The sequence below is a fragment of the Kitasatospora sp. NPDC022785 genome (assembly GCF_055561295.1).
Genome location: NZ_JBVHHB010000049.1, coordinates 1 through 26,787, shown reverse-complemented (window position 1 = coordinate 26,787; position 26,787 = coordinate 1). Strand labels below are relative to the sequence as shown.

Here is a 26,787-nt window from a genome sequence, read left to right as displayed (position 1 = left end):
GCGGATGATGCGGGACGCGAAGATCACGCAGATCTACGAGGGCACCAACCAGATCCAGCGCATCGTCATGGCCCGCAACCTGCCGTAACCCGGCCCTGCGGCGGCGCACCGGCGTACCGGGGTGCGCCGCCGCGCACGCACGTCCGGCTGTTCGAAGCCGGTGCTATGTTCCGGGAATGAGCGAGAAGGAAGAACAGGACCAGCCCATGAACGACGGGCCGCCGAAGCCGGCGATGCGCGAGGCGCTGGTCGCCGCCGCCTTCGAGCTCTTCCTGGAGCGGGGCTTCGAACAGACCACCGTCGACGACATCGTCTCGCTCGCCGGTGTCGGCCGGCGCTCCTTCTTCCGCTACTTCCCGGCCAAGGAGGACGTGGTCTTCCCCGACCACGAGCGCAGCCTCGCCGAGATGACGGAGTTCCTGGACTCCGGCAACGGCGAGGAGGACCCGGTCCGGCACGCCTGCGACGCCGCCCGCCTCGTCCTGCGGATGTACGCCGAGCAGCCCTCCTTCTCCGTGCAGCGCTACCGGCTCACCCGCAAGGTGCCCGGCCTGCGCGCGTACGAGCTCTCGGTGGTCTGGCGCTACGAGCACACGCTCGCCCACTACCTGCGCGGCCGCTTCGCCGACCGGCCGGACGGCGCGCTGCGTGCGGACGTCATCGCGGCCGCCGTGGTCTCCGCACACAACCACGCGCTGCGGACCTGGCTGCGCTCCGGCGGCGAGAGCGACTGGACCGCCGAGGTGGACGCGGCGATGGCCTTCGTCACCGGCACCTGGAGCGACCGGCGCGCCGACGGGGCGCCGGGCGGGGCGTCGGGCAGCGAGGCTGCCGGCGAGGAGGACGCCGACGACGTGGTGGTGCTGGTGGCCAGTCGCCGGGCGCCGCTCTGGCGGATGGTGCAGGGCATCGAGAGCGCGCTGGGGGAGACGCGCCAGGTGCAGCCGTGACCTCCTGAGCCTCCGGACTCTCCCGGCCTTCCTGGCCCTCCTGGGCTTCCCGCCGTCCTGAACGGCTCACCCGTTCTCCCGTACCCGCTGCTCGGCGGTGGTCATGGTGAGCCCCGGGCGCGGTCACGGCTGCTGCGGACGGTCGAGGTACTACTCGATGCGCTGCTGGTTCTCCACCAGGCGGAGGCAGAGGTGGCGCAGTTGGGACAGCTCGTCCGGCGAGAACCCGTGGAAGACCGCTGACGGTCGCAGGTGTCAACGGCTTTCGGTGTCAATGCCCGTCGGTCGTGCACCCGTTCGGCGGACAGCGGGTGAACATCCCCCGATTCGCGGGTGCGGCCGCGGTCCGTACGGGATAACGGAGAGGCTCCTGCGCCGCGCAGCGCACCGGAGCCCACCGGACCGGCCGAAGGACCTGACGATGCCCCTCAAGAACTACGGCGTGCTCGCCGCCACCGCCGTCGACCGGCGCCGGGAAGGCGCCGCCGACACCCCGCACTACCAGATCCACCTGCGCGACGCGCAGGGCACCCACTACCGGGCGGCGGTCAACGTCCAGTCGCAGCAGTCCCCTTCGGACCTGCTCTACACCGTCGTGGACGACTTCCGGCACCCGCTCACCGCACTGCTTCCCGCGGCCGGCAGCGGCTGGACCGGTCTCCCCTCGAAGCCCGGCACGGCGAGCCTGGACTTCATCCGCGGCAACCTCTTCGACCCGGCGACCCTGCGAACCCTGCCGCCCGACCTCCCCGGCGCCGACAACGACCTCGCCGACCTGCTGGACCACTACGTCCAGCGCGCGATCAACGACCCGGCCGCCGCCGTCCACCTGATCGGCCAGCGGTTCGGCCCCGAACCCACCACCCCGGACAAGGTGTTCGGCTTCACGCCCGGCAACGGCGTCCACGACATCCACATGAACCAGGGCAACAGCGGCCGCTTCCGCGCCGACGACGGCGTCTACCAGGACGGCGGCCTGCTGATCCACCTGCCCGCCGAGGGCCGCTGGGTCGCCGTCTTCCTCGCCTTCCAGTCGCAGGCCTGGCACACCGACGACGCCACCGGCCACACGCTCCCGGACACACCGCCGCGCCCGACCGACCCCACCGGCCACGACGCCGCGCTGCGCATCGTCGCCGCCCTGGTCAACCCGGTTGGACCGGCCCCCGAGGACGAGACCGTCACCGTGCTCAACACCTCGGCGGCGCCCGTCGACCTCACCGGCTGGCACCTCGCCGACCAGGCCAAGCACCGGCTCGCCCTGCCCGCCGGGCCGCTGGCCCCCGGTGCCACTCTCACCGTGCACGGCTCCGGTGGCTTCGAGCTCGGCAACCACGGCGGGGCCATCACCCTCCTCGACGCGGGCGGCCTCAAGGTCCACGGCGTCGCCTACACCGCCCGCCAGGCCGCGGCCGAGGGGCGGACGATCACGTTCTGACACCGCAGGCCGGCCGGCGCCGGACCAGGACCAGGACCAGGACACGGGTCCGGGCACCGGCCCGGATCCGGCCGCCCCGCGTCGGCCGTGGCCGTCCGCTCTCCAGCGCACGGCCGTCCCCCGTCCGAGTGAGCCCCGGATTCCACCGGACCAGCCCGGGGCAATCTCGCCCCGTGACCACCTCCACTCCCCGCCGCCGCAAGCGTCGTCGCCCGGCCGCTCCGCACCGGCGGCCGGCCCCGGCCCCGGCCAAGACCACCGCCTCCGTCCCCGCCCCCTCCCCGACGGTGTCGACCGCGTCGAGCGTGTCACCCCCGCCACCAGGGTCGGCCGCACTCCCGCGCCCCGCGTCCGCCGCCCGCCGGCCGAGCTGCTGCGACGTCTCCACCACCGAGCACCGCTCCCTCGGTGGCACCATCATCCGTACCCACCGCCACCACCCCACCTGCCCCGTCTGGACCGCCCGTTGACGCTCCGCCCCCGCCGGCTCCGCCGCCCCCGGTGGTGCGGCGCGAGCAGGGCCGGCCACCCCTCGCCGTGCGCCCACCGGCGTCCACCCGGTCCTCGGGCAGTGCCCGGGGCCCGGGCGCGAGGGCTCGGACGACGAGCCGCCCGTTCGGCAGCGGGCCCGTCCGCTTCCTCACGCTCGTAGCAGAGCGAGCATCCCGTCCGTGTCGAGATCCACTCGTACGCCGAGGCCGCGGCTGATCCGGTCCAGAACCCCTCGTAGCCACTGCGCGTCCTCGCGCGAGGCGTGCCGCAGCCGCATCTGCTGAGCCTGCAGAGGCACCATCCGGGCACCGATCAGCTCGCCGCTGCCGGGCTCCACCGTGACGAGGTACAGCAGCCGCAGGTCGTCCCGGTACCGCTCATGGCCGGCGATGCCCTCGTAGTCGTCGATGAAGTCGCCGCAGCCGTAGAGGATGAGCCTTCCACGGTAGACCTCGATGGGGCGGGGGTGGTGCGAGGAGTGCCCGTGGACCACGTCGACCCCGCCGTCGATCAGCGCATGCGCGAACCGGATCTGGGCTCCGGAGACCTCGTAGCCCCAGTTGGACCCCCAGTGGACCGAGGCGACGACGACATCGCCCGGTCTCCTCGCCCGCCGTACTCGGTCGGCGATGTCGGCCGCGTCGACGGCCGACGCCTCGGAGACGAAGCCGACGCCGGCCCGGTCCTCGGCGGCGGCCCAGCGCCACGGAATGCCGCTGGAGGCCGTCCCGAAGGAGAAGACCAGAATCCGCCCGCCGCCGGCGACCGGGATGATCGCCGGCCGGTGCGCGGCGACCGCGTCCCGTCCCGCTCCGACCGCCGGCAGCCGTGCGCTCGTCAAGGCGTCGAGCGTCTCGTCGAGCCCGCGGAGGCCGAAGTCCAGCACGTGGTTGTTGGCCAGCACGCAGACGTCGGGCCGGGCGGCGGCCAGGCAGGGCACGTTGGCCGGGTCCATCCGGTAGTGCACGTCCTTCCCCGGCGCGAAGTCGCTGCTACGGGTCACGCTCGTCTCCAGGTTCACCACCCGAACGTCGGGCGCGGCCTCGTCGAGCAGCCGCAGGGCCTCCCCCCAGGGCCAGGAGAACTCGACCGGACGCGGAATCGGGCCGCACACCGCCTCTGCCCATGCGACGTAGGCCCGCGCATCCCGGGCGTACGGCTCCCGCAACGTCGGATCGCCGGGGTGCGGCAGGATCTGGTCGATCCCGCGGCCGAGCATCACGTCGCCGCAGAGGAACAGCCTCACCGGGTCGGTGCTCATGGTTCAACGCTAGACAGAGTCGCGGTGCGGCGGCAGTGCGGCGTCGTTCTGCAGCAGACGAAGCCGTTCGCGGGCACCGTCTTCCAGGCCATCACCGGCGCCCTCAACTACAGCCACGACGATGCGTGGGCCGTTGCCGAACTGGCGGGCATCGCCGCGGACATCCGCGCCATGCCCATGGGGATGCACACGCTGGTGAGTGACAGCGGGACCTTCTCCGGCGGCCAGCGTCAGCGCCTCGCCATCGCACACGCCCTGATCCGCCGCCCGAGGATCCTGTTCTTCGACGAGGCCACCAGCGCGTTTGACAACGAGACCCAGCGGATCGTCACGGAGAGCACCCGGCGCTTGAACGCAACCCGCGTCGCCATCGCGCACCGGCTCTCGACCGTCCTCGACGCCGACAAGGTCGTCGTACTCGCCGAAGGCCGGGTTGCCGAATGCGGACATCCGTCCGAGCTGCTCCGTGACTCCACGAGCCTCTTTCACCAGTTGGTGCGCAGGCAGATGCATGAATCAGAAAAGGTGATGATGTGAACTGCGGGAAGAGAAGGCTCCGTCTGCCGGCCGCCGCGGCAACCTTGCTCCTGGGTCTCGGCTTCACGGCCGGCTGCGGCACGGTCCGCAGCGGCGACACCGGCGCACACGGCTCCACGCCGGGGGCGGTCATCTCCCAAGGGTGAACGCCACCCTCGACAGTGAGGGTCTGGCGGGTATCGAAACCGCGCCGCTGCTCACGGCGGACGTCGCATGGATGCGCATCAACAAGGAACTGAGCCAGCCGGTCGCCCCCATCAGCGACAAGGGCATCACCATCTACGCCACATCGGACGCGGCCTACCCCCACTGGTTCCTGGCCGTGTCCAGCCGGGCACAGGGAGGGGCGCCCGACCCTGGTCCCACGTACCGGGTCATCGTGCAGGAAGGGCCCGGAGCGTCCTACCTGGCCGCGTATTCGCTCACGGTCGCCGGGCCGGTGCCGAAGATCGCCGTCGACAGTGCGGGCGCCGCCTCCGCGGTCTCAAGCCCGGACGGCCTCCTGGTGGCTCCGGATTCCCTGGCAGCCGACATTCTCGCCCATTACCAGAAGAACCTCGTCGGCAGAATGAAGGACAACGGGCCGGGAGGGTTTCGGCACTCGGGCCGGAGTGAGGAGGGGCGTTCGCACAATCCCGGCACTACGGGGTGCCGATCGATCATCCGGGACCGGCGCCACCTGCTCCACGCCCGCGCGAGCCCGCGGGTCCCCCACAGGCGGAACACCGAGGCGCTGGTCGCGGGCTCCATCGCATCCGGGGGGACATCACCCGGGAAAGCAGAAGGTGCGGATCGAGGCCAACCTCGATCCGCACCTGATCACTGCTCTTCATCTCCCCGTGGGGAGATGTTTTGTGTCCGAGGGGGGACTTGAACCCCCACGCCCGATAAAGGGCACTAGCACCTCAAGCTAGCGCGTCTGCCATTCCGCCACCCGGACCGGGTGTTGTCTTTGCGGCCTCGTCGGCCGCGCTGACAGATGTAACTGTAGCAAAGATCGGCTTGCGCTCCCAAAACGGCTGTGGGTGGGGGAGCGGGGGCGGGCGCCGGCGCCGGGGGGCGGTCTGTGGCGCGGGTGTGACCAGGGGGTTTCCTGAGGTTGCCGCCGGGTTTGCGGGGTGGATCCGGGTGGGGGGCTGGGGGAGGATGGGCGGACGTGCTCGTACGACCCGGGTGCAGGTCCCGGGGGTGGCGCGGTGGTGCGCCGGTGCGGGGCTGAGACGAGGAGTGACCGTGAGCGAGCGGAGCGAGTCGGCGGGGCGGGCGGCGGCGCCGAAGGTGACGGCCGAGTCGGAGGTCGCCGAGATCTGTCGCGATCTGATCCGGATCGACACCAGCAACTACGGCGACGGCTCCGGGCCGGGGGAGCGGAAGGCCGCCGAGTACGTGGCCGAACAGCTCGCGGAGTTCGGTCTCGAACCGCAGATCTTCGAGTCGGCCAAGGGGCGGGCCTCGACCGTGGTGCGGATCGAGGGGGAGGACCGGTCACGCCCGGGGCTGCTGATCCACGGGCACACCGACGTGGTGCCGGCCAACGCCGCGGACTGGACGTACGACCCGTTCGGCGGCGAGATCGCGGACGGGTGCGTCTGGGGGCGTGGCGCCGTCGACATGAAGGACATGGACGCGATGACGCTGGCCGTCGTCCGCGACCGGCTGCGGACCGGGCGCAAGCCCCCGCGCGACCTGGTCCTGGCCTTCCTCGCAGACGAGGAGGCGGGCGGCACGTTCGGGGCGCGGTACCTGGTGGACAAGCACCCGGGGCTCTTCGAGGGGGTGACCGAGGCGATCGGCGAGGTCGGCGGCTTCTCGTTCACCGTCAACGACCAGACCCGGCTCTACCTGGTCGAGACGGCCGAGAAGGGCATGCACTGGATGCGGCTCACGGTCGAGGGCCGGGCCGGGCACGGGTCGATGGAGAACGACGACAACGCCATCACCGAGCTGTGCGAGGCGGTGGCCCGGCTGGGCCGGCACAAGTTCCCGCTGCGGATCACCAAGACCGTCCGGGCCTTCCTGGACGAGCTGTCGGACGCGCTCGGCGTCGAGCTCGACCCGGAGAACATGGACGAGACGCTGCGGGTGCTGGGCGGCATCGCCAAGATGATCGGCACCACGCTGCGCAACACCGCCCAGCCGACCATGCTCGGCGCCGGCTACAAGGTGAACGTGATCCCCGGGCAGGCGACCGCGCACGTGGACGGGCGGTTCCTGCCCGGCTACGAGGAGGAGTTCCTGGCCGAGCTGGACAGCGTGCTCGGCCCGCGGGTGAAGCGCGAGAGCCTGCACTCGGACAAGGCGATCGAGACCGGCTTCGACGGCGCGCTGGTGGAGGCGATGCAGACCGCGCTGCGCGCCGAGGACCCGATCGCGCGGGCCGTGCCGTACTGCCTCTCCGGCGGGACGGACGCCAAGTCGTTCCAGGACCTCGGGATCCGTTGTTTCGGCTTCGCGCCGCTGCAGCTGCCGCCGGAGCTGGACTTCGCCGGGATGTTCCACGGCGTGGACGAGCGGGTGCCGGTGGACGGGCTGAAGTTCGGCGTGCGGGTGCTGGACCGGTTCATCGACGCCAGCTGAGCAGGTACGGCTGAGCACGGCCCGCCGAGCAGGCGCGGGCTGCGTACGGGGCCCGCTGAGTGCGGGGCCTGTGGGGCGCTGGGCCCCCGGCAGGGGTCGCGGCCCGTTCCCGGGGTGCCGGGGGCGGGCCGTCCGCATTGTCCGAGCTAATGATTTGGGACGGCGGAAAAGTGATCGAGAGAATCGTTTCTCCTTGAGTTTGCCGGTCGACTGTCTGTGCGATCCATCACCGTTGCGAGTGAATGGGGAAAAGGTTCCGTACCCCGTTTGCCACACCGTCGTTCATTCCTGTGCAGCCCGCCGAACGGGTTGCGTGGTCCGTACAGGAGGAATGATGAAGGTCAAGAAGATCGCCGCCGTAGCCGCCGCCACCGGTGGCCTGGTCCTCGCCGCCGCCGGCGTTGCGTCCGCCCACGGCGGCGCCGTCGCCGACGGTGTGGCCGCCGGTTCGCCGGGCGTGGTTTCCGGCAACCAGGTGCAGATCCCGGTGCACATCCCCGTGAACATCTGCGGCAACACCGTCAGCGTGATCGGCGTGCTGAACCCGGCGTTCGGCAACCACTGCGCCAACTTCTGAGCGCAGGTTGACCGTGTGATCGGCTAACGGGCCGATCATCGGATTGACTCACTTGGCCCCCGGGTGGCGGACGCGCCGCACCGGGGGCGCTTGTCTGTCCGGACTCGTCGAGTCGTCCGTCCATGCCCGGCGCGGGGCTTCGCTCGATCGGGTGAAGCGGGTTCGTTCGGCTCAACCTCCCTGCTTGCGACTCGTTGTCCCGTGTGCACTCGAAGACCTGGCCAGTTATTCGGAAATTCCGACTTTCTGTAGGTCATCACGTCGTCTCGATACGTCAGGGGAAAATATGAGGAATGTAGCCAAGAAGGGGCTCCTCACGGCCGTGGCCACCGGCAGTGTCCTGGCCTCGACCGCCGGCTACGCCTACGCGGGCGCCGAGGCGCAAGGGGGTGCGGCCGGTTCGCCGGGCGTGGCCTCGGGGAACTCGGTGCAGGTGCCGGTCGAGGTGCCGATCAACGCCTGCGGCAACACCGTCGACGTGGTCGGCGTTCTCAACCCGGCCTACGGCAACCACTGCGCCAACGCCGGCGGGCACCCGGGCGGCGGCAGCGGCCACAGTGCCTCGGGATCCTCCGCCTCCGGCACGGCGGCCGGTTCGCCCGGTGTGGCCTCCGGCAACAACGTCCAGGCGCCCGTCCACGTGCCGGTCAACGCCTGCGGCAACTCGGTCGACGTGGTCGGCGTCGGCAACCCGGCCTTCGGGAACGGCTGCGGCAACGAGGGGCCCGCGGTGTCCACCCCGCCCAGCAAGCCGGACGATGACTGTCCGGAGAGCCACAGCCCGCACAACCCGCCGCCCAGCCAGCCGTCCACCCCGCCCTCGCAGACCCCGGGCAGTGGTGAGACCACGCCGGGCAACCCGCGGACGGGCAGCCCGTCCGCCACGCCTCTCGCCGCCACTCCCTCGACGGGCACCCCGACCGCCACCACGGCGACCGGCGGCAGCCAGAGCGGCCAGGCCGTGCCGGCCTCGGCCCGGACGGCGAGCCCCCAGGCGACGGTGCCGGCGGCCACGGGCACCCAGCTGGCCTCGACCGGCGCGGGCAGCACCGAGCTGCTCGGTGCTGCCGGCCTCGCGCTGCTGCTCGGCGGCGGTGTCCTCTACCGTCGCGCCCGCGCCGGCGTGCGCTGAACAACCAGCGTGGGTGGTTCAGCGTGCGCCCGGGCTCGCGCTGAACCACTCGCCGTGAGCTGAGATCGCTGCGCCGCGCATGCTGCGCTGAAAGATCGCTCTGCTGCGAATCCGGGCTGGAAAGGGCGGGCTGCGAGCGCCCGGCCGAACGCCCAGCCGGAAAAAGCCGCCCGCGGCCGTCGGAGGAACAGACGGCCGCGGGCGCGTGAGCCCCGGGTCTGGCGTCCCGACCCTTCGGGCGTTCCGGGCGCTTCAGGCGGGGAGGCCCGGTGACCGCGCCTACGGCGTGACGGCCGTCACCAGCTCCGGACCTGCCGGATGATCCGTCGCCGCAGCAGCACCGTCCGGCTGCCGTCGGGGAACAGGCGGAGTCTGTCCAACTCCCAGTGCCCGTACTCGGCGTGGTCGGTGAGCAGTTGGCGTGCCGCGTTGCGCGAGGTGCCGCGCGGCATGCGCAGCGACTGGTACTCGTACTCCGGCTGCCGGACCGGCTTCGGTGGGGTCAAAACGCTCCTCCTGAGGGACACCTTCGGGCAAGCCTACGGCCTGCCCCCGACAACGGGCCCGGGTATTTTCGGCCGTGCTCCCACCGAGCCTCCACCCGTGGCCGCGCCCGCGAACCGCCGTCCCATCGGCGGCGACTCGCCCGCACCACGCCTGCGTCGCGCGTGCGTCGCGCCTGCGTCGAGACCCGCGTCGAGGCCCGCGTCGAGGCCCGCGTCGCGCCCGCGATCCTGACAGTGCATCAGTTCCGTTTCTCCTCCTGACGGGATACCCCGATCGCGGCTCGCCAAGCGGCACCCGGACGGCCCACGCGTGCCGTCCCCGGGGTCCGCGCGCGGGGCGTACGCGGGAACAGAACCACGCGGATCGGACATCAGGGGGGAAGTTGCGGTGAAATCGCGGGTGTAGGTGACAACCGCTGTGCGTACCGGCACCGCGGGGAGATAGCGTCTGCACCATGTCTGATGCCGCGCAGCCCACCATTGCCGAGGTACGCGCCGCCGCCGAGGCGGTCAAGGCCGCCATCGACCGTCATCTGGAAGCGGTGTCGAGCCCCAGCGCAGCGGACGATCCCGCTGTGTTCGCCGCCTACGAGCAGCTCGCGACGGCGGCCATCGCCTACGACCAACTCCTCTACGAGGTCTACGACGAGGTCACCCCCTTCGAGGTCCCCGGGGACGAGGGGCCGGGCGGGTACCACGGTCCCGAACAGCCCGAGGCGATCAGCGTGCTGATCCGCCGCGACTACCACGTGGTGGACTCGAAGCGGCTGCGCGCCCAGGCCGAGCGGCTGGAGGACTCGCTGACCCCAGGCGGGGGCGGCACGGGCGGGCTGAACGCCGCGATCGGCGTGCTGTTCGGAGAGTACGAGCCGGACGAGATCGCCGCCCGCAGCGAGGAGTTCGGGCTGGAGGAGGGCGACTCGACGCTCTGGGTCGCGGCGGCCGAGCCGACCGAGCCGGGGGAGTGGCTGCCGGAGCCGTTCGAGCACGCGGACCCGCAGCTGCTGATCTGCCGGTTCGACGTCAGCGAGGTCTACGACGACGAGGACCTCGACGACTGACCCGAGCCGCTCCCGGCGTGGTCCGAGGTGTCCGGGCGGGGCGGCAGCGGGGTGCCCGTCCCGGGCCCGCCCGGCCCGCCTCGGCACTGCCACCGCCCAGGGCCGGTGACGGTGCCGAGGCGGGCCGGCAGCCGCCGTGGCGTCCAAGGCCTGCTTTTCACGCCCCCGGTGCCATGAGTGCGGCCTTGTCGGAGCGCGGACAGGCATGCGCGGACAGGCATGCGTGGATGGACGTGGGTGGACGGACGTGCGCGGGAAGTCGGCGGATCCGACGTCCCGCGCACGGGCCGGGCCCTGAGCTCAGGACGCGCTGCCGAAGTCCACGTTCTTGGTCTCGACCGTGCCGCCCGTCCGCCCGGGGGCCTTCTGGTTGGACCAGTACAGGTTCGTGTGGGCGATGACCTGCTCCGGCTTCGGAGCGCCCCAGGCCGTGAGGTCCTCGGTGGTGTGGGCGTCGCTGACCAGGATCGCGTCGTAGCCCCTGCCGAGCGCGCCGTGGAGCGTCGAGCGAACGCAGAAGTCGGTCTGCGAGCCGACGACGACGAGGCGGCCGACCCCGAGACCCGCCAGTTCGGCCTCCAAGGTGGTGCCCTCGAAGGAGTCGCGGTAGAGCTTCTCGACGAGCGCCTCGCCCTCGCCGGGCACCAGCTCGGGAACGATCTGCCAGCTGTCGCTGCCCAGGACCAGCTCCTCGTCGGAGTGCCGGACCCAGACGACCGGGACCTCCTCCCGCCGCGCCCTCTCGACCAGGCCGGCGATGTTGGCGACCACGGCATCGCGCTCGTAGGCCTCCTGGACGACGCCGTTCTGCACGTCGATGACGAGGAGCGCCGTGTGCGGCCGGTTCTCGAGTGTGGTCATGATCTCCCCTTGCTCATGCCTTGCGCAGGCTGGACTCGTGCCCCCGCACAGTAGACCCACCCACCGACACCCGGCCGGAACCGACCCCTCCGCGACGGCGGTGCGAGGTCGGTCCCGGCGGCCGTCAGGTCATGTCCGGCCGATCCTGCCGGGCGCGCGGACGCCAAGGCTGACCGGACAAGCCCTAGTAGGCCTGGGCGGCGTTCTCGGCGAGGATCGCGCGCAGGCGGGTGGTGCGGGGCAGGGCAGGGCGCTCGGTGACGGCCTGCGGGAGGGCCGGGCCGGCGGCGTGGACCACCGAGAGGTGGCGCTCGCCGCGTCCGAACGCCGTGTAGACCCACTGGCGGGTGAGCGCCGCGCCCGCGTCCTCCGGGAGGACGACGACGGCGCCCGGCCAGCGGCGGCCGACCGCCTGGTGGACGGTCAGCGCCCAGCCGTGCCGCAGCCGGCCGGCCTCGGCGGGCGGGACGGTGCGGCGCGAGCCGTCCGCGTACTCCAGGTGCAGGCCGGTGGCGTCGCCGTCGATCACCCGGGCGGGGCGGGTGATGCCGGGGGCGGGGGACTCGACCACCCGGTCGCCCGGGTCGAAGCCGCCGAAGCGGCCCGGGCCGGGGTTGAGGCGGGCCTTGGCGGCGGCGTTCAGCGAGCGGGTGCCGGCCGGGCCGCCGTGGCCGGGGGTGAGCAGCACCACCTGCTCGGCAGGGATGCCGAGCGCGCGCGGGATGGAGTCGGTGAGCAGCTGGATGGCCCGGTGGACGGCCTCGCCACCGTCCTTGGCGGTCAGGATGACCACCTCCTTGTCCGGTGCCTCGACCGGCTGGAGCTCGCCGATGCCGACGCCCGAGACCAGCTCGCCGATCGGGCCGAAGTCCGGGGTGCGGGAGGCGACCGACGGGCAGACCCTGGCGGCCACCAGGTCGGCGAAGAAGCGGCCGGGGCCGGCGGACCAGAGCTGGCCCGGGTCGCCGCTGAGGACGAGCCGGGTGCCGTCGGCGAGCGACTCCAGCAGGGTGGCGGCCAGCTCGACGTCCAGCAGCGGGGCGTCCAGGACGACCAGGACGTCCAGCGCGAGCGTGCCGTCGGAGGAGCGGCCGGGGCCGGCCGTCCCGGCGAGCAGCTCGGCCAGGGTGACGACGGATAGCGGGCCGTCGGCGAGGGCGGCGAGGCTGTCCCGGCCCTGGTCGGTCCAGGTGGCGGCCCAGGCGCGGAGGCCGAGTCCGGTGGCGGCCCGGACCAGGGCGGCCGGCTCGGCCCGGGCGGCCTCGCCGCCGGTGTGGGTGACCAGGGCGTTCTCCGCGGCGGCCCGGATCAGGGCGGTCGCGGAGGAGGATGGTGCGGCGACGGCGGCCGCCTCCCAGGCGGCCGGGCCGGGGGCGGCGGGCCCGGCCGCGGCCGGTTCGTGGGTGGTGTCCCCCTCTTCGGACGCTCCGGGCTCTTCGGACGCTCCGGACTCCTCGGACGCTCCGGGCTCCTCGGACTCCGAGGAGCCGGCCGATCCATCCTCGTCGGACGAGCCCTCCTCGGCAGGGGCGTCCTCGCCGGCGGCGCCCTCGGCAGGTGCGTCCTCCGCCTCGGGGCCGTCCTCGCCGGGGACGAACGTCGACATCAGCTGGACCAGGCCCTCCGCGAGGCTGTCCTCCGCGAGCGCCAGCCGCTCCAGCGCGAGCAGCATCCGGGTCGGCGGCTCGTCGTCCTCCTCGCCGCCGCCGCCCGCGGCGTGTGCCTCGGCGCCGGTCAGCTCCTCCTGGAAGGGCAGTGCCCGGCCGTCGTCCATGGCCGCCTGCAATGCGGCGGCGGTGTCCGGCAGACCGAGGCGGTCGAGCCCGGCGGTCACCTCGCCGATCTCCACGGCGGAGTGGCCGCGCAGCGCGGCCTGCTCCAGCAGCCACGGCACCAGTGCCTGGGCCCGGCGCGGGTCGCCGGGGCCGGCGGCGGGCCCGAGCAGGCCGCGGGCGAAGCTGTCCGCGTGCTCGGGGCGGACACCGGTCAGGGTCAGCACGGCCCACGGGTCGGCGCGCAGCTGCTCAGCGGCGCCGTCGCCGAACGCGGCCACGGCGGCGGCCGCGAGGTCGGTGGGCGCACCGCCCGCGGCCAGCACCTCGGCGGTGTCCTTGAGGGCCTGGGCGCGCTGCTCGTCGCTCTCGGCCCGGACCGGGTGGGGTCGGACGGCCGTGGGCGCCGCGGGCTCCGGAGCGGTGCCGGAGTCGCGCACCGGGGCAGCGGGACCGGCCTGGCCGGCGGGCGGGGCCTGGGGCGCCGGACCGGCCGACTGCTTCCCGACCGTCCGGATCGCCGCCGCCAGCGCGGCGACGGCGGCCGCCTTGTCGGTGTCGCCGCTGGTGCCGCTGCCGCTGGTGCCGTCCGGGCCCGGGGTCGCCGAGGTCTCCTCCGGAGCGCCGTTCTCCGTGTCACTCATCGTTCGCTCCAAAAAAGGTCACTCCACTGCTGGGCGCCGGCCCGCACCGGTGGCGGGGCAGCGGGCCGCAGGCGGCCGCCCCGTCGCGGTGAGCGCGGTCGGCATGGTCGGGACGGCCCGGCCGCGTGGGGCGGCTGCGCCGGTGGGGTCGGTCGAGCCGGCCGGAACAGGTCGGAACAGGTCGGTCTCGACGGGGCGGGACGGGTCGGTCGGTCAGGTCACATCAGGTCACATCACGCCACCTCGGGCGGGTTGAGTCTGGTCGGGTCGGGTCAGCTGTCCGGCGCCCCGGGCGGACCGAGGGCCCGCCGGGGCGAGACCCCGGGCGGGGATGGCGCAGCCTAGAGCTCGCTCCACCCCTGGTCCGGGTAGCGGTGGACCGGCGACGAGATGTCGTCGAGCGCACCGCGGATCTCACCCGGAAGCGTAAGCGCCTCCACTGACAGCGCCGCCTGCAGCTGCGCCACCGTCCGCGCCCCGACCAGCGCGCTCGCCACGCCCGGCCGGTCCCGGACCCAGGCGAGCGCCACCGCGAGCGGGCTGCTGGCGAGCCCGTCCGCCGCGGTGGCGACGGCGTCCACGATCCGCCGCGACCGCTCCCCGAGGTACGGCTGGACGAAGCCGGAGAGGTACGGCGAGGCGCCGCGCGAGTCCTGCGGGACGCCGTGGCGGTACTTGCCGGTGAGCACGCCGCGCCCGAGCGGGGACGAGGCGAGCAGACCGACCCCGGCGTCCAGGGCGGCGGGCAGCGCCTCCCGCTCGATTCCGCGCTGGAGCAGCGAGTACTCCAGCTGTGCGCCGGCCAGCGGCGTCCGGCCGTGATGGGCGTGCTGCCAGGTGGCGGCCTTGGCGAGCTGCCAGCCGCTGTAGTCGCAGACCCCGACGTACCGGGCGCGGCCGGAGGTGACGGCGATGTCGAGCGCGGTGAGCGTCTCCTCGACCGGTGTGGCCGGGTCGAAGGAGTGCACCTGCCAGAGGTCGACGTAGTCGGTGCCGAGCCGGCGCAGCGACGCGTCGAGGGCGGCGAGCAGGTGGCCGCGCGAGCCGTCGAAGCGGCGGGCGGATTCGGGGACGCTGCCCGCCTTGGTGGCGATGACGAGGTCGGAGCGGGGGATCAGGTTGTCGGTGAGCCGGGAGAGCAGGTACTCGGCGCCGCCGTCCGCGTAGACGTCGGCGGTGTCGACGAGATTGCCGCCGGCGTCGACGAACTCCTTGAGCTGCTCGGCGGCTTCGTGCTCGTCGGTGTCGCGGCCCCAGGTCATGGTGCCGAGGCCGAGCCGGGAGACCTGCAGCCCGGTTCGGCCGAGGTGTCGCTTTTCCATCGGACGGGCCCTCCACTGGCCTTGAACGCGGGTCGCCGGGTACGTCGGCCCGCCTGGCAAACGCGCAGGTGGGGAGAGGCGTCCCCACGTCGGCTGAGCGTAGCGGCCGGTGCCCGGGCTGGTGTGCAGACCCGCAGAACGATCACTGCCCCGCAGGGCGATCGCCGCGGGTGATCACCGTGGGACGGCCGGCACCGGCCGGTGGCACCCGATCCGGCGCGACCCGGGCTGGACCGGCAGGGGCCGTCCCGACCCAGCCCGACCCGGGCTGGACCGGCGGGGTCAGGCACGGCCGGACCGCCGGGAATGTGTCCCGGCCCACACCTACCGGCCAGTAGCATGGCCGCCGACCGCGCGGTTACCCTCGCGAACAACCCGACTGGAAGGCTTGGCAGATGCGACTCGGTATCAACCTCGGTTACTGGGGACTCGGCATGGACGCCGACAACATCGCCGTCGCCCAGGAGGCGGACCGGCTCGGTTACTCGGTCTGCTGGGCCGCCGAGGCCTACGGTTCGGACGCGGCCACCGTGCTGTCCTTCGTCGCCGCCAAGACGGAGCGGATCGACATCGGTTCGGCGATCTTCCAGATCCCGGCCCGCACCCCGGCGATGACGGCCATGACGGCGGCCACCCTGGACACCCTCTCCGGCGGCCGGTTCCGGCTGGGCCTCGGCGTCTCCGGCCCGCAGGTCTCCGAGGGCTGGTACGGCGTGAAGTTCGACAAGCCGCTGGCCCGCACCCGCGAGTACGTGGAGATCATCCGCAAGGCGATGTCCCGCGAGCGGCTGGTCCACGAGGGCGCCAACTGGACGCTGCCGCTGCCCGGCGGCCCCGGCAAGCCGATCAAGCTCACCGTGCACCCGGTGCGCGAGCACATTCCGCTCTACATCGCCGCGATCGGCCCGAAGAACCTGGAGCAGACCGGCGAGATCGCCGACGGCTGGCTGGGCATCTTCTTCTCGCCCGAGCACGCCGCGCTCTCCCTCGACCCGCTGAAGGCCGGCCGGGCCAAGGCCGGGCAGAGCCTGGAGGGCTTCGACCTCTGCCCGACCGTCACCATCGCGGTCGGCGAGGACGTCAAGGCCGGGGTCGACTCCCAGCGCGCCTACGCCGCGCTCTACATCGGCGGCATGGGCAGCAAGGAGAAGAACTTCTACAACCAGCTGACCCGGCGGATGGGCTACGAGCAGGCGGCGGACGAGATCCAGGAGAAGTACCTGGCCAAGGACTACGCGGGTGCCGGGGCGGCCGTCCCGCACGACCTGATCGACGCCACCTCGCTGGTCGGCGACACCGCCCGGATCGCCGACCGGATGCAGGCGTACGCCGACGCGGGCGTCACCACGCTCACCCTGGCGCCGGCCGGCTTCACCCTCGACGAGCGGGTGCAGGCGCTGCGGACCGGCGTCGAGGCCCTGGAGCGCGCCGGGCTGGCCTGACCACCGACCGCGCCCGGCGGGCTGCCCTCTCCGGCGGGTCCGCCCCCGGCTCACCCCCTCCGGCCGGCGGCCCGCCCCCGGCCGGAGGGCCCGCACCCGGCCGGAGGGCCCGCACCCGACCGCGCCCGGCCTGTGGGTCGGGCCCGCCGGCCGGTGCGCCCGGGCGGCGGGGCGTTGTAGGGCCGGGGGAGCCGGGGAGCCGGATGGAGCAGGGGGCCTACAGCCAGTCGTGCCGCTTGAACACCCGGTGCAGCACCAGGCAGACCAGCACCATCAACGCCACCGCCGCCGGGTACCCCCAGGGCTGGTGCAGTTCGGGCATGTGGTCGAAGTTCATGCCGTACACGCCCGCGATCATGGTCGGCACGGCGGCCAGCGCCGCCCAGGCCGAGATCTTCCGCATGTCGTTGTTCTGCTGCACGCTGACCTGCGCGAGGTTGGCGCTGAGGATGTCCGAGAGCAGCCGGTCCATGCCCTCCACCTGGTCGTTGGTCCGGGCCAGGTGGTCGGCGACGTCCCGCAGGTACGGCAGCGCCTCGTCGCGGACGAACGGCACACCGCCGCGCTCCAGCCGCATCATCGGCTCCAGCAGCGGACCGGTGGCGCGGCGCACGGTCACCAGCTGGCGCTTGTAGCCGTAGATGCGCCCGGCGGTGTTGCGGCCGACCCGGCCGGGCGCGAAGACGTCGGCCTCCAGCTCGTCCAGGTCCGCCTGGAGTGCGACGGTCACGTCCACATAGCCGTCCACCACCGCGTCGCAGACCGAGTGCAGTACGGCGCTCGGCCCGTACTTCAGCACGTCGGGCTGGGCCTCCAGCTCCGCCCGCAGCTCGCCGAGCGGGGTGTCGGCGCCGTGGCGGACCGTCATCACGAAGTCCTCGCCGACGAAGACCATCACCTCGCCGCTGGTCACCGCGTGGCCGCCGGGGTGGTAGCCGAGCGTCTTGAGCACCACGAACAGGGAGTCCTGGTACGCCTCCACCTTGGGGCGCTGGTGCGCACTGACGGTGTCCTCCGCGGCCAGCGGGTGCAGCGAGAACTCCGCGCTGACCTGGTCGAGTTCCTCGGCGGTCGGCTCGAAGAGGCCTATCCAGACGAAGCTGCCCTTGCCGGCCGCCCGCGCGGCGGCGAGGGCGCCGGTGTAGTCCTCCGGGCCCTCGATCCGGCGGCCGTCACGGTAGATGGCGCAGTGGACGATCATCGGGCCATTGTGGCCCCTGGGAGGCGGTGGCGGTGGCACATCGCCCGCTGCACCGGCGCTCGACACCAACCCCACACCAGGCCCGTCCGCCCGGCACCCAACCGGCACCCGGATCGGGCACCGACCCCGCACCCGGATCCGGCGGTGCCCGGCGCGGTCCCGGCCGTGCCGGCACGGTCCCGGCGGTGCTGCCCCGGCACGGTCCCGGCGGTGCTGCCCCGGCACCGCAACCTCCCGCCCACGCCCCGTCCGGGAGGCCGTACGCTAGGCCCCATGCCCACCCTGCTGCTCGTCCGCCACGGCCGCTCCACCGCGAACACCGCCGGAATCCTGGCCGGTTGGACCCCCGGCGTGGACCTCGACGACACCGGGCGCGCACAGGCAGCCGCGCTGGCCGGCCGGCTCGCCGGGATCCCGCTGGCGCAGGCCGTCAGCAGCCCGCTGGAGCGTTGCCGGCAGACCCTGGAGCCGCTGCTCGCCGCCCGGCCCGAACTCGGCGCTCCCACGGAGGACGAGCGGCTCGGCGAGTGCCGTTACGGCGACTGGACCGGCCGCCCGCTGGCCGAGCTGGCCAAGGAGCCGCTCTGGCGCACCGTCCAGGACCACGCGGCGGCGGCCGCGTTCCCCGGCGGCGAGTCGTTGCGCGAGCTGAGCCACCGCACGGTGAGCGCGGTCCGTGAGTGGAACGAGAAGATCGCCGCCGAGCACGGCGAGAACGCGGTCTGGATCGCCTGTTCGCACGGTGACGTGATCAAGGCGGTGGTGGCCGATGCACTCGGCCTGCACCTCGACCACTTCCAGCGGATCAGCGTCGACCCCTGCTCGGTCACCGCGATCCGTTACACCCCGCAGCGGCCCTTCGTACTGAGGATGGGCGACACCGGCGACCTCGCCTCGCTCGCCCCGAAGCCCCGCGACGGCCGCAGTGACCACGGGGCCGGCGCCCCGGACGGCGACGCGGTGGTCGGCGGCGCGACCGGCGCGGTCTGACCGGGGCCGGACGGGCCCGGACGGGGTCCGGACCCAGGCTCGGCTCCCCGGGCCGGGCCGGGAGGTCGTAGGGTGACTAACGGGCCCCACCGGAGCCCTGGTCCACCCGAACGGGACCAGCCCCGAACGGCCTTCGAACGCCCCGAACGACCAGCGCCCGAACCACTCGTACAGAGCGACCAGTACCCGAACCACCGCCCCACGACCGACCCCTACAACGATCGACACGATCCGGAGCGAGAGCGTGCCCCGTCAGGTCTTCTTCTACGACCAGCCCGAACGGTTCGTGGCCGGCACCGTCGGCCAGCCCGGCGCCCGGGCGTTCTACCTGCAGGCCTCCGCCCGGGGGCGGATCACCAGCGTGCTGCTGGAGAAGACCCAGGTCGCCGCGCTCGCGGAGCGGATCGAGGAGGTGCTGGACGAGGCGCTGCGGCGCAGCGGCGGCGACGCCGCGATCCCCGCCAGCGCGCCGGTCGACCTGCTCGACACCGCGCCGCTGGACCTCCCGCTGGAGCAGGAGTTCCGGGTCGGCACCATGGCGCTGGCCTGGGACAGCATCGACAGCCGCCTGGTCGTCGAGGCGCAGGCGGTGATCGAGGACGAGGGCGACGAGGACGACGAGGACGCCGCCGAGGCCGTCTTCGAGGACGACGAGAACGGCCCGGACATGCTGCGGGTGCGGCTCACCGGGGCGATGGCCCGGGTGTTCGCCAAGCGGGCGCTGGACCTCGTCGCGGCCGGCCGCAAGCCGTGCCCGTTCTGCAATCTGCCGCTCGACCCGGAGGGCCACCTGTGCCCGCGCGCGAACGGCTACCGGCGCTGAACACCGAGACCCCTCCGCAGGCGGACCCGGTGGCCGGCGCCGCCCTGGCCGCCGACCCGCCCACCGCGCTGCACCTGTTGCGCGAGGGCGAGCTGACCGTCCACGGCCGGCTGACCGACGCCTCCAACGCCGCGCTGTACTGCAGCATCACGCTGGACGGCCTGACCGCGCAGGCCGTCTACAAGCCGGTGGCCGGCGAACGCCCGCTCTGGGACTTCCCGGACGGCACGCTCGCCGGCCGTGAGGTCGCCGCGTACGAACTCGCCGCCGCCACCGGGTGGGCGCTGATCCCGCCCACCGTGCTGCGCGACGGGCCGCACGGGCCCGGCATGGTGCAGCTCTGGGTGGAGCCGGACCCGGACGCCGACCCGCTGCTGGCCCTCCAGGACCCGCAGGGGCCCGAGGAGGGCTGGCTGCCGATCGTCCATGCGGAGGTGGGCGACGGGCGCACCGCGCTGCTGGTCCACCCCGACGACCTGCGGCTGCGCCGGATGGCGGTGCTGGACGCCGTGCTCAACAACGCCGACCGCAAGGGCGGTCACCTGATCCCCGCCGCCGACGGCCGGCTCTACGGCATCGACCACGGTGTCACCTTCAACACCGAGGGCAAGCTGCGCACCCTGCTCTGGGGCTGGGCCGGACAGCCGTTGCCGGAGGAGGCGCTGGAGGTGCTGGCCGGCCTGGCGGAGCAGCTGGACGGCGGCCTCGGCGACCGGCTCGCCCCGCACCTGACCGCCGCCGAACTCGCCGCCGCCAGGGCGAGGGTGGACGGGCTGCGCCGGACCGGTCTGCACCCGCTGCCGTCCGAGGACTGGCCGTCGATTCCCTGGCCGCCGATCTGACGCACGCCCGGCCGCACAACGCCCGGCCGCACAACGCCCGGCCGCACAACGCCTGGCCGCGCACGCTCGGCCGCTCCCACCCGGCCGGGATTGGTCTGGACCGGTGCGGCTGCCCGGCCGCACACCGCTCCGATGGACGAGCGACGGACCACCCCCCACCCGGACCTGCCGCTGCACCGGTTACAGGTCCCCCCGCCGCACCTGCTGCCGTTCGCGATCGGCGGTTTCGACACCATCGGCCCGCTCTCCCGCGCGGGCTTCCCCCACCGGCACTCCTTCTTCGAGATCGTCCATGTCACCGGCGGCGCCGGTGCCCATGTCCAGGACCTGGTCCACCGGCCGCTCCAGCCACCGCAGTTGTGCGTGATCGCACCCGGCCAGGTGCACTACTGGGCGGACGCGGACGGGCTGGCCGGGCAGGTCGTGCTCTTCAACGAGGACTTCCTGCTCTCCCACCCCCAGACCTCGCCGCGCTGCGCGACCTGGCCGCCCGCCCGACGCTGCGACTCGGCGAACAGGCCGGGCCGATCGGCGCGTTGCTGGCCGACATGGAGCAGGAGTACCGGGCCCGCCCGGCCGGCTACGCGGGTGTGCTGCGGGCCAGTCTGCACATCCTGATCGCCCGCGCGCTGCGAGCCCGCGCCCCCGGTGAGGGTGGTGCGGAGCCGGGTCGGACGGCCGAACTGGCCGCCGCCTTCAGTCGGTTGATCGCCGGCCCGGGCGGGGTGGAGCGCTCGGTGGCCTCCTGTGCCCGGGAGTTGGGGGTCTCGTCCGGGCATCTGTCGGCGCTGGTCAAGCGGGCCACCGGCCGTACGCCCGGCCGGCTGATCCGCCAGCAGCAGACCTTGGAGGCCAAAAGGCTGCTCGCCTGCACGGATCTGACGGTGCGACAGGTCGCGCGGGAGGCCGGGTTCGGCGATCCGGCGTACTTCTGCCGCTTCTTCCGGCGGGAGACCGGGATGACACCGGGGGAGTTCCGGGCCGGGGTCGGAGGAAATTCTGGCAGGCCGACGTCAACGGTGCGTACGACAACACCGGTTTCGCCTTCCGCGGCCACCAGTTCACCGACACCCGGGGTGCCTTCAGCCTCACCACGATCGTGCCCGGCCTCTACCCGGGCCGCACCCGGCACCTCCACGTGCTCCAGGCCCCCGGCCGCCCGGTGCTCACCACACAGCTGTACTTCCCGGGGGAGCCGCGCAACGGCACCGACACCATCTACGACGCGCGGCTGCTGATAGACGTCCGCCAGGCCGGACCGGCGAAGGAGGGCACGTACGACTTCGTCCTGAACGTGCCGCAGACGCCCACCCCGACGCCCACCCCGACCCCGACGCCCACCCCGACCCCGACGCCCACCCCGACCCCGACAGGGCAGCCCGGCGGCACCTGGGCCGCCGGAACGCCCTACGGCGCGGGCGACCGCGTCACCTATGCCGGCGCCTCCTACCAGTGCCTCCAGGGGCACACCGCCATCACCGGCTGGGAGCCGCCGAACGTGCCGGCCCTCTGGCGGCGGCTGTAGCCGGCCCTCCCGCAGGCGGTCGTAGCGGCTCCGGCCCGCCCCTGGGAGGGACCGGGCGCCCGGTCGGCGGCAGGGCCGGCCGGGCGCTCACCCGCGCCTCGCGAGGGGTGCGGCCGCCGTGCGGGGGCCGTCGGGAGCCGGTCACTATCAGTCCCGAAGCGCTCAGGCAACGAAGGCAAACGAATCCAGTCGATCTTGCGTACTGGTTAGGCTTTCAAATGTTCGCACGGTTAAAGTCATTCCCATGCATGCCTGGCCCGCCTCCGAGGTTCCCGCCCTGCCTGGTCAGGGGCTCCCCCTTCGTATCCACGACACCGCAGCGGGCTGTATCCGGGAGGTCGTGCCGCAGGACGGCACCGCCCGGATCTACGTCTGCGGCATCACCCCCTACGACGCGACCCACATGGGCCACGCCGCCACCTACAACGCGTTCGACCTGGCGCAGCGAGTGTGGAAGGACGCCGGCCACGACGTCCTGTACGTGCAGAACGTCACCGACGTGGACGACCCGCTGCTCGCCCGGGCGGTCGAGACCGGCCAGGACTGGGTGGCGCTGGCCGAGCGCGAGACCGCGCTGTTCCGCGAGGACATGACCGCCCTGCGGCTGCTCCCGCCGGCCCACTACATCGGCGCCGTCGAGTCGATCCCGTGGATCGTCCCGCTGGTCCAGAAGCTGCTGGCGAGCGGCGCCGCCTACAAGGTGGACGGTGACATCTACTTCTCGGTCGACGCCGACCCGCACTTCGGCGAGGTCTCCGGCCTGAGCCGCGAGCAGATGCGCCCGGTCTTCGCCGAGCGCGGCGGTGACCCGGACCGCCCGGGCAAGCGCCACCCGCTGGACGCCCTGCTCTGGCTCTCCGCGCGGCCGGGCGAGCCCGCCTGGGACACCGAGCTGGGCCACGGCCGCCCCGGCTGGCACATCGAGTGCGTCGCCATCGCGCTGCAGTACCTCGGCATGTCCTTCGACATCCAGGGCGGCGGCAGCGACCTCTCCTTCCCGCACCACGAGATGGGCGCCGCGCACGCCCAGGTGGCCACCGGCGGCCACCCGTACGCCAAGGCGTACGTGCACGCCGGCATGGTCGGCCTGGACGGGCACAAGATGTCCAAGTCCCGCGGCAACCTGGTCTTCGTCTCGGCGCTGCGCCGCGAGGGCGTCGACCCGGCGGCGATCCGGCTCGCCCTGCTCTCCCACCACTACCGCGAGGACTGGGAGTGGACCAAGGGCACCCTGGACGAGGCCGTCGAGCGGCTCGCCCGCTGGCGCGCCGCGGTCTCCCGCCCGGACGGCCCGCCGGCCGAGGCGCTGCTCGCCGAGGTCCGCGAGGCGCTCGCCGACGACCTGGACGCGCCCGCCGCGCTGGCCGCGGTGGACCGCTGGGCCGCCCGGCAGGAGGCCGGCGGCGGCGAGGACATCGGTGCACCCGGCCTGGTATCCCGCACGGTGGACGCCCTGCTCGGTGTCGCACTGTAGGCACCCCGTACGGACGGAAGGGGCGTCAGGACCACTGGTCCTGACGCCCCTTCCGCATGCCGTACCCGTCGTGCCGTCGTACGGCGTCACGGTACGGGCGCCGTGACGCCGTACGACGGCACGGAGGACTACTCGTCCTCGGTGCCGTCCTGGCTCTCCCGGGCGGCCGGCGGCTCGGGATCGCTCGGCCGCTCGGCCGTGGCGTGCCCGGCGACCGGCTTCTCGCCGGTCGGCCCGACGTTCTCCCGGCGGCGCAGGTAGCGCTCGAACTCGCGGGCGATCGCGTCGCCCGAGGCCTCCGGAAGTTCGGCGGTGTCCTGCGCCTCCTCCAGCTGCTGCACGTACTCGGCCACCTCGCTGTCCTCGGCGGCCAGCTGGTCCACGCCCAGCTGCCAGGCCCGGGAGTCCTCGCCGAGCTCGCCCGGCGGGATGCGCAGGTCCAGCAGGTCCTCCAGCTTGTTGAGCAGCGCCAGCGTGGCCTTCGGGTTCGGCGGCTGCGCCACGTAGTGCGGCACCGCCGCCCAGAGCGTCACGGCGGGCACCCCGGCGTGCGTGCACGCCTCCTGGAGCACCCCGACGATCCCGGTCGGGCCCTCGTAGCGGCTCTCCTCCAGGTCCAGCCGCTGGGCCAGCTCCGGGTCGGAGGTGACCCCGCTGACCGGCACCGGGCGGCTGTGCGGGGTGTCGCCGAGCAGTGCGCCCAGGATCACCACCAGCTCGATCCCCAGCTCGTGCGCGAAGGCGAGCAACTCGTTGCAGAACGAGCGCCACCGCATGCTCGGCTCGATGCCGCGCACCAGGACGACGTCGCGGGTCGTCGGCTCGGTCACCCGGATCACCGAGAGCCGGGTGGTAGGCCAGGTGATCCGGCGGATGCCGCCGTCCAGCCAGACCGTGGGCCGGTTGACCTGGAAGTCGTAGTAGTCCTCCGCGTCCAGGGCGGCGAACACCTTGCCGCCCCAGGTCTCGTCCAGATGCGCGAGGGCGGCGGAGGCGGCGTCGCCCGCGTCGTTCCAGCCCTCGAAGGCGCAGACCATCACCGGGTCGATCAACTCGGGAACATCTTCCAGCTCGATCACCCAGCGTCTCCCTCCGGTCGGCGGGCGGCCGCACCCCGTCCCGGCTGGGATGCCGGGGCGTCGGCGGTCCGGCTGCCGACTGTCGAACCTCTCGTCACCCATGGAACGCCTCGTTCCATGGTCCCTACCTGCCCAGCCTACGGGCTTTGATGCGCCCGGCGGCCGGGCACCGGGACAGTCTGGGCGAGCGGGGCGCCGGGAGCCAGCGGTTATCCCGGCAGGCGGCCCGCGCCGGGCCGCCCGCCCCGCCGGCGGGGCCGCCGGTGCTTGTCGTGCCCGCCGCCGGTGCTGCCGTGCCCGAGCGGCGGGGCGGCGCGATGATGGAGGCGAGGCGGGGGCCGGGCGGCGGGCGTGAGGAGCCGGGCGGATGAACGGATGGCTGTGGATCGGCGTCGGAGCGGTGGTGGCCGCCGGGGCCGGAGCGGTGCTGGCGGCCACCACCGCCGGGCGGCGGCTGCCGGTGGAACACGTGACCGAGGGCGGCCTGGACCTGGCCCAGCCGCCCGGTGCGGTCTGGGACATCCTGACCGACATCGACCTCTACCCGGCCTGGCGCCCGGGCCTGTCGCACGTCGAGCGGCTGCCCGCGACGGCCGGCGGCCGGCCCCGCTGGCGGGAGTACGACAAGCACGGCCACACCACCTACGAGGTGGTGGAGAGCGAGGCCCCGCACCGCCTGGTGACCGGCATCGCCGACCCGGACCTGCCGTACGGCGGCACCTGGACGTACGTACTGACGCCGGCCGGGGTGGGCTGCACCCTGACCGTCACCGAGCGCGGTGAGGTGTACAAGCCGCTCTACCGCGCGATCGGGCACTACGTGACGGGCGAGGACGCCGCGATCCACCGCTACCTGGGTGCGCTGGCACACCGGCTGGCGTCGGGGCAGCCGGCGTAGCGGCGGTGGGCGACGCCGCGGCTCAGCGCACCCAGCCGCTGCGGTAGTCCGCCCAGTTCTGCTCGGTCGCGGCGAAGTCCACGTACAGGCCGACGCCGAAGTTCTGCCGCTGCAGGTCGTACCGGCCGAGGCCGAGCCGGATGCCCCGGATGCCGGCCTCCACCGTCTCGGCGTGGCCCCAGTGGCCCCACTTGTCCTCCCAGTAGAACGGCAGGCCCATCAGCAGGTCCACGTTCTCCGGGGTCGCCTCCAGGGCCAGCTCGGTCTGGTAGGCGTTGTAGCCGCCGTACAGGGACTCGGTCGGCATGCTCGAGTCGTACGTCATCATCGCGATCTGGTCGACCCGGCGGGCGGTCTCGGCGAAGTAGGCCTGGTCCCACCACTTGCCGTGGTCGGTGAGCGCGATGCCGACGGCGTGCTGCCCGGGCAGCGGGTCGATCTGCGGGGCGGCCACCGACAGCTTGGTGCCGCGTCCGGCGGTGACCGGGCGCACCTGGTCGAGCAGGGCGAGCCAGCCCTTCGAGCCGGGGCGGATCGGCTCCATGTCGAAGTGGACGCCGTCGAAGCCGAGGTCGAGCACCTGGCGGGCGGAGGCGGTGACGCGATCCCGGGTGGGCGCGTCCTCCAGGTCCAGCGCGTCCTTCTCCGGCTTGACCTCGTCACCCAGCCAGCTCTGCACGCGGATGCCGGGCATCGTCTTGTGGACGGTCTCGACGAACCAGCCGGCCCGGGGGTGGACGCTCGGCGGCAGCGAGCCGTCGTGCTCCAGCGGGCCGGTGTGCACGTAGAGGTCGCGGATGCCGGTGCCGGAGAGGCGCTGGGCGAGGGCGGCGACGTCGGCGTCACCCTTCCGGCCGTCCACCCAGGCGTGACCGAGCCAGACGGCGTCCCGGCCGCGGGTGCGGGCGTCGGCGGACGGCTCCCCGGCGTACTGGAGCCGCAGCGCGAGCGCCGCCGCGCCGACCGGTGTCACCAGGACGGCCACCGCCACCCCCACCACGACCAGCGACTTCCGCCAGCGGGACCACCCCCGCCAGCGGGCCCGCAGCGCCCGCAGCGGCCTCCCCAGAACCTCCGCGACCCGCCGTGCCCGTGCGCCGATCCTCGCCATGCAGTCGCCCTCCCCTTTGCGGCCGAACGTTCAGGATACGGAACGCACCATCGGCTCCCGCCGCAGGCCGGATACCCTGGCCAGGTGCGACCCCGATTCAGCAGGGTCGCAAAGCCGACAGCCGTCGCACCCAGGGAGAAGCCCCATGGCCACTGCAGCCGCCCCGTCCATCACTCCGCAGAGTCGCGCAGATGCGTTGCGTGAGGCACTTGCCAGCCGGGTGGTGGTGGCCGACGGTGCGATGGGCACGATGCTCCAGGCGCAGGATCCGT

The 26,787-nt window shown here is 73.4% G+C and carries 24 protein-coding genes, 1 tRNA gene and 3 pseudogenes; 19 read left to right on the top strand and 9 right to left on the bottom strand.

Annotated elements, in window-relative coordinates:
* The 4 genes from ACZ3YO_RS39220 to ACZ3YO_RS39205 form a co-directional block, all read left to right on the top strand.
* The coding region (locus ACZ3YO_RS39220; RefSeq protein ID WP_396325812.1) for an acyl-CoA dehydrogenase family protein at positions 1-88 on the top strand (88 nt) is incomplete at its 5' end.
* 145 nt (positions 89-233) lie between these two features.
* A complete protein-coding gene (locus ACZ3YO_RS39215) occupies positions 234-950 on the top strand; it encodes a TetR family transcriptional regulator (RefSeq protein ID WP_465578996.1) in 717 nt (238 codons plus the stop codon).
* A 421-nt stretch (positions 951-1,371) separates the two neighbouring features.
* Complete coding sequence (locus ACZ3YO_RS39210) at positions 1,372-2,388, top strand: DUF2278 family protein (RefSeq protein WP_465578991.1); 1,017 nt, start codon at positions 1,372-1,374, stop codon at positions 2,386-2,388.
* Positions 2,389-2,561: 173 nt separating this feature from the next.
* Positions 2,562-2,858: a hypothetical protein gene (locus ACZ3YO_RS39205; RefSeq protein ID WP_465578989.1), complete on the top strand. Its 297-nt coding sequence runs from the start codon at positions 2,562-2,564 to the stop codon at positions 2,856-2,858.
* A gap of 170 nt (positions 2,859-3,028) precedes the next feature.
* On the opposite strand, the gene ACZ3YO_RS39200 is transcribed toward ACZ3YO_RS39205, so the two are convergent.
* Positions 3,029-4,141 (bottom strand): CapA family protein, encoded by a 1,113-nt coding sequence (locus tag ACZ3YO_RS39200; RefSeq protein WP_465578987.1) that lies wholly within the window; start codon positions 4,139-4,141, stop codon positions 3,029-3,031.
* 3 nt (positions 4,142-4,144) lie between these two features.
* On the opposite strand from ACZ3YO_RS39200, the pseudogene ACZ3YO_RS39195 reads away from it, so the two are divergent.
* Both ACZ3YO_RS39195 and ACZ3YO_RS39190 read left to right on the top strand, forming a co-directional pair.
* Positions 4,145-4,678 (top strand): annotated as a pseudogene (locus tag ACZ3YO_RS39195) (ATP-binding cassette domain-containing protein); the annotation flags it as partial.
* A 142-nt stretch (positions 4,679-4,820) separates the two neighbouring features.
* Positions 4,821-5,552, top strand: a complete 732-nt coding sequence (locus ACZ3YO_RS39190) for a DUF8094 domain-containing protein (RefSeq protein ID WP_465578985.1) — start codon at positions 4,821-4,823, stop codon at positions 5,550-5,552.
* Here the strand turns inward: ACZ3YO_RS39190 and ACZ3YO_RS39185 are convergent.
* A tRNA-Leu gene (locus ACZ3YO_RS39185) sits at positions 5,534-5,618 on the bottom strand. The two genes, ACZ3YO_RS39190 and ACZ3YO_RS39185, sit on opposite strands and share 19 nt — an antisense overlap.
* A gap of 293 nt (positions 5,619-5,911) precedes the next feature.
* Between ACZ3YO_RS39185 and ACZ3YO_RS39180 the strand changes: the two genes are divergently transcribed.
* The 3 genes from ACZ3YO_RS39180 to ACZ3YO_RS39170 all read left to right on the top strand — a co-directional run bounded on the left by ACZ3YO_RS39180 (position 5,912) and on the right by ACZ3YO_RS39170 (position 8,964).
* Complete coding sequence (locus ACZ3YO_RS39180; protein WP_465554933.1) at positions 5,912-7,255, top strand: M20/M25/M40 family metallo-hydrolase; 1,344 nt, start codon at positions 5,912-5,914, stop codon at positions 7,253-7,255.
* A gap of 334 nt (positions 7,256-7,589) precedes the next feature.
* Positions 7,590-7,832, top strand: coding sequence for a chaplin (locus ACZ3YO_RS39175; RefSeq protein WP_465578994.1), 243 nt, complete (start codon positions 7,590-7,592; stop codon positions 7,830-7,832).
* A 286-nt stretch (positions 7,833-8,118) separates the two neighbouring features.
* Positions 8,119-8,964, top strand: a complete 846-nt coding sequence (locus ACZ3YO_RS39170; protein ID WP_465578983.1) for a chaplin — start codon at positions 8,119-8,121, stop codon at positions 8,962-8,964.
* A gap of 296 nt (positions 8,965-9,260) precedes the next feature.
* On the opposite strand, the gene ACZ3YO_RS39165 is transcribed toward ACZ3YO_RS39170, so the two are convergent.
* On the bottom strand, positions 9,261-9,470 hold the full coding sequence (locus ACZ3YO_RS39165; protein WP_037846781.1) for a DUF5703 family protein: 210 nt from the start codon (positions 9,468-9,470) through the stop codon (positions 9,261-9,263).
* A 455-nt stretch (positions 9,471-9,925) separates the two neighbouring features.
* Between ACZ3YO_RS39165 and ACZ3YO_RS39160 the strand changes: the two genes are divergently transcribed.
* Positions 9,926-10,531 (top strand): hypothetical protein, encoded by a 606-nt coding sequence (locus ACZ3YO_RS39160; RefSeq protein WP_396325750.1) that lies wholly within the window; start codon positions 9,926-9,928, stop codon positions 10,529-10,531.
* A 300-nt stretch (positions 10,532-10,831) separates the two neighbouring features.
* Here the strand turns inward: ACZ3YO_RS39160 and ACZ3YO_RS39155 are convergent, their stop codons facing one another.
* From ACZ3YO_RS39155 to ACZ3YO_RS39145, 3 genes are all read right to left on the bottom strand, one after another.
* Entirely contained in the window at positions 10,832-11,392 is a 561-nt protein-coding gene (locus tag ACZ3YO_RS39155) for a cysteine hydrolase family protein (RefSeq protein ID WP_465578980.1), read from the bottom strand.
* A 184-nt stretch (positions 11,393-11,576) separates the two neighbouring features.
* On the bottom strand, positions 11,577-13,808 hold the full coding sequence (locus tag ACZ3YO_RS39150; protein ID WP_465578978.1) for a helix-hairpin-helix domain-containing protein: 2,232 nt from the start codon (positions 13,806-13,808) through the stop codon (positions 11,577-11,579).
* Positions 13,809-14,149: 341 nt separating this feature from the next.
* Positions 14,150-15,130, bottom strand: a complete 981-nt coding sequence (locus ACZ3YO_RS39145; RefSeq protein WP_465554924.1) for an aldo/keto reductase — start codon at positions 15,128-15,130, stop codon at positions 14,150-14,152.
* Positions 15,131-15,525: 395 nt separating this feature from the next.
* Between ACZ3YO_RS39145 and ACZ3YO_RS39140 the strand changes: the two genes are divergently transcribed.
* Entirely contained in the window at positions 15,526-16,572 is a 1,047-nt protein-coding gene (locus ACZ3YO_RS39140; RefSeq protein WP_465578976.1) for an LLM class F420-dependent oxidoreductase, read from the top strand.
* A gap of 217 nt (positions 16,573-16,789) precedes the next feature.
* Here the strand turns inward: ACZ3YO_RS39140 and ACZ3YO_RS39135 are convergent, their stop codons facing one another.
* A complete protein-coding gene (locus ACZ3YO_RS39135; protein ID WP_465578974.1) occupies positions 16,790-17,773 on the bottom strand; it encodes a magnesium and cobalt transport protein CorA in 984 nt (327 codons plus the stop codon).
* A 273-nt stretch (positions 17,774-18,046) separates the two neighbouring features.
* Between ACZ3YO_RS39135 and ACZ3YO_RS39130 the strand changes: the two genes are divergently transcribed.
* The 7 genes and pseudogenes from ACZ3YO_RS39130 (at position 18,047) to mshC (ending at position 23,427) form a co-directional block, all read left to right on the top strand.
* Entirely contained in the window at positions 18,047-18,763 is a 717-nt protein-coding gene (locus ACZ3YO_RS39130) for an MSMEG_4193 family putative phosphomutase (RefSeq protein WP_465578972.1), read from the top strand.
* Between the two features lie 244 nt (positions 18,764-19,007).
* A complete protein-coding gene (locus ACZ3YO_RS39125; RefSeq protein WP_465578970.1) occupies positions 19,008-19,586 on the top strand; it encodes a DUF3090 domain-containing protein in 579 nt (192 codons plus the stop codon).
* A 44-nt stretch (positions 19,587-19,630) separates the two neighbouring features.
* Positions 19,631-20,428, top strand: a complete 798-nt coding sequence (locus tag ACZ3YO_RS39120) for an SCO1664 family protein (RefSeq protein WP_465578992.1) — start codon at positions 19,631-19,633, stop codon at positions 20,426-20,428.
* 132 nt (positions 20,429-20,560) lie between these two features.
* Positions 20,561-21,046: an AraC family ligand binding domain-containing protein gene (locus tag ACZ3YO_RS39115; protein WP_465578968.1), complete on the top strand. Its 486-nt coding sequence runs from the start codon at positions 20,561-20,563 to the stop codon at positions 21,044-21,046.
* Positions 20,977-21,354: pseudogene (locus tag ACZ3YO_RS39110) on the top strand (helix-turn-helix domain-containing protein); the annotation flags it as partial. The gene ACZ3YO_RS39115 and the pseudogene ACZ3YO_RS39110, both read left to right, overlap by 70 nt.
* 71 nt (positions 21,355-21,425) lie before the next feature.
* Positions 21,426-21,953, top strand: a pseudogene (locus ACZ3YO_RS39105) (carbohydrate-binding protein); the annotation flags it as partial.
* Between the two features lie 244 nt (positions 21,954-22,197).
* On the top strand, positions 22,198-23,427 hold the full coding sequence (mshC, locus tag ACZ3YO_RS39100; RefSeq protein ID WP_465554912.1) for a cysteine--1-D-myo-inosityl 2-amino-2-deoxy-alpha-D-glucopyranoside ligase: 1,230 nt from the start codon (positions 22,198-22,200) through the stop codon (positions 23,425-23,427).
* 128 nt (positions 23,428-23,555) lie between these two features.
* Here mshC and ACZ3YO_RS39095 read toward each other — a convergent pair whose 3' ends face one another.
* Entirely contained in the window at positions 23,556-24,506 is a 951-nt protein-coding gene (locus ACZ3YO_RS39095) for a PAC2 family protein (RefSeq protein WP_396325740.1), read from the bottom strand.
* Between the two features lie 367 nt (positions 24,507-24,873).
* Between ACZ3YO_RS39095 and ACZ3YO_RS39090 the strand changes: the two genes are divergently transcribed.
* Entirely contained in the window at positions 24,874-25,404 is a 531-nt protein-coding gene (locus tag ACZ3YO_RS39090) for an SRPBCC family protein (RefSeq protein ID WP_465578966.1), read from the top strand.
* A gap of 22 nt (positions 25,405-25,426) precedes the next feature.
* Here the strand turns inward: ACZ3YO_RS39090 and ACZ3YO_RS39085 are convergent, their stop codons facing one another.
* Positions 25,427-26,515: a glycoside hydrolase family 18 protein gene (locus tag ACZ3YO_RS39085; protein ID WP_465578964.1), complete on the bottom strand. Its 1,089-nt coding sequence runs from the start codon at positions 26,513-26,515 to the stop codon at positions 25,427-25,429.
* Positions 26,516-26,787: the final 272 nt, after the last annotated feature.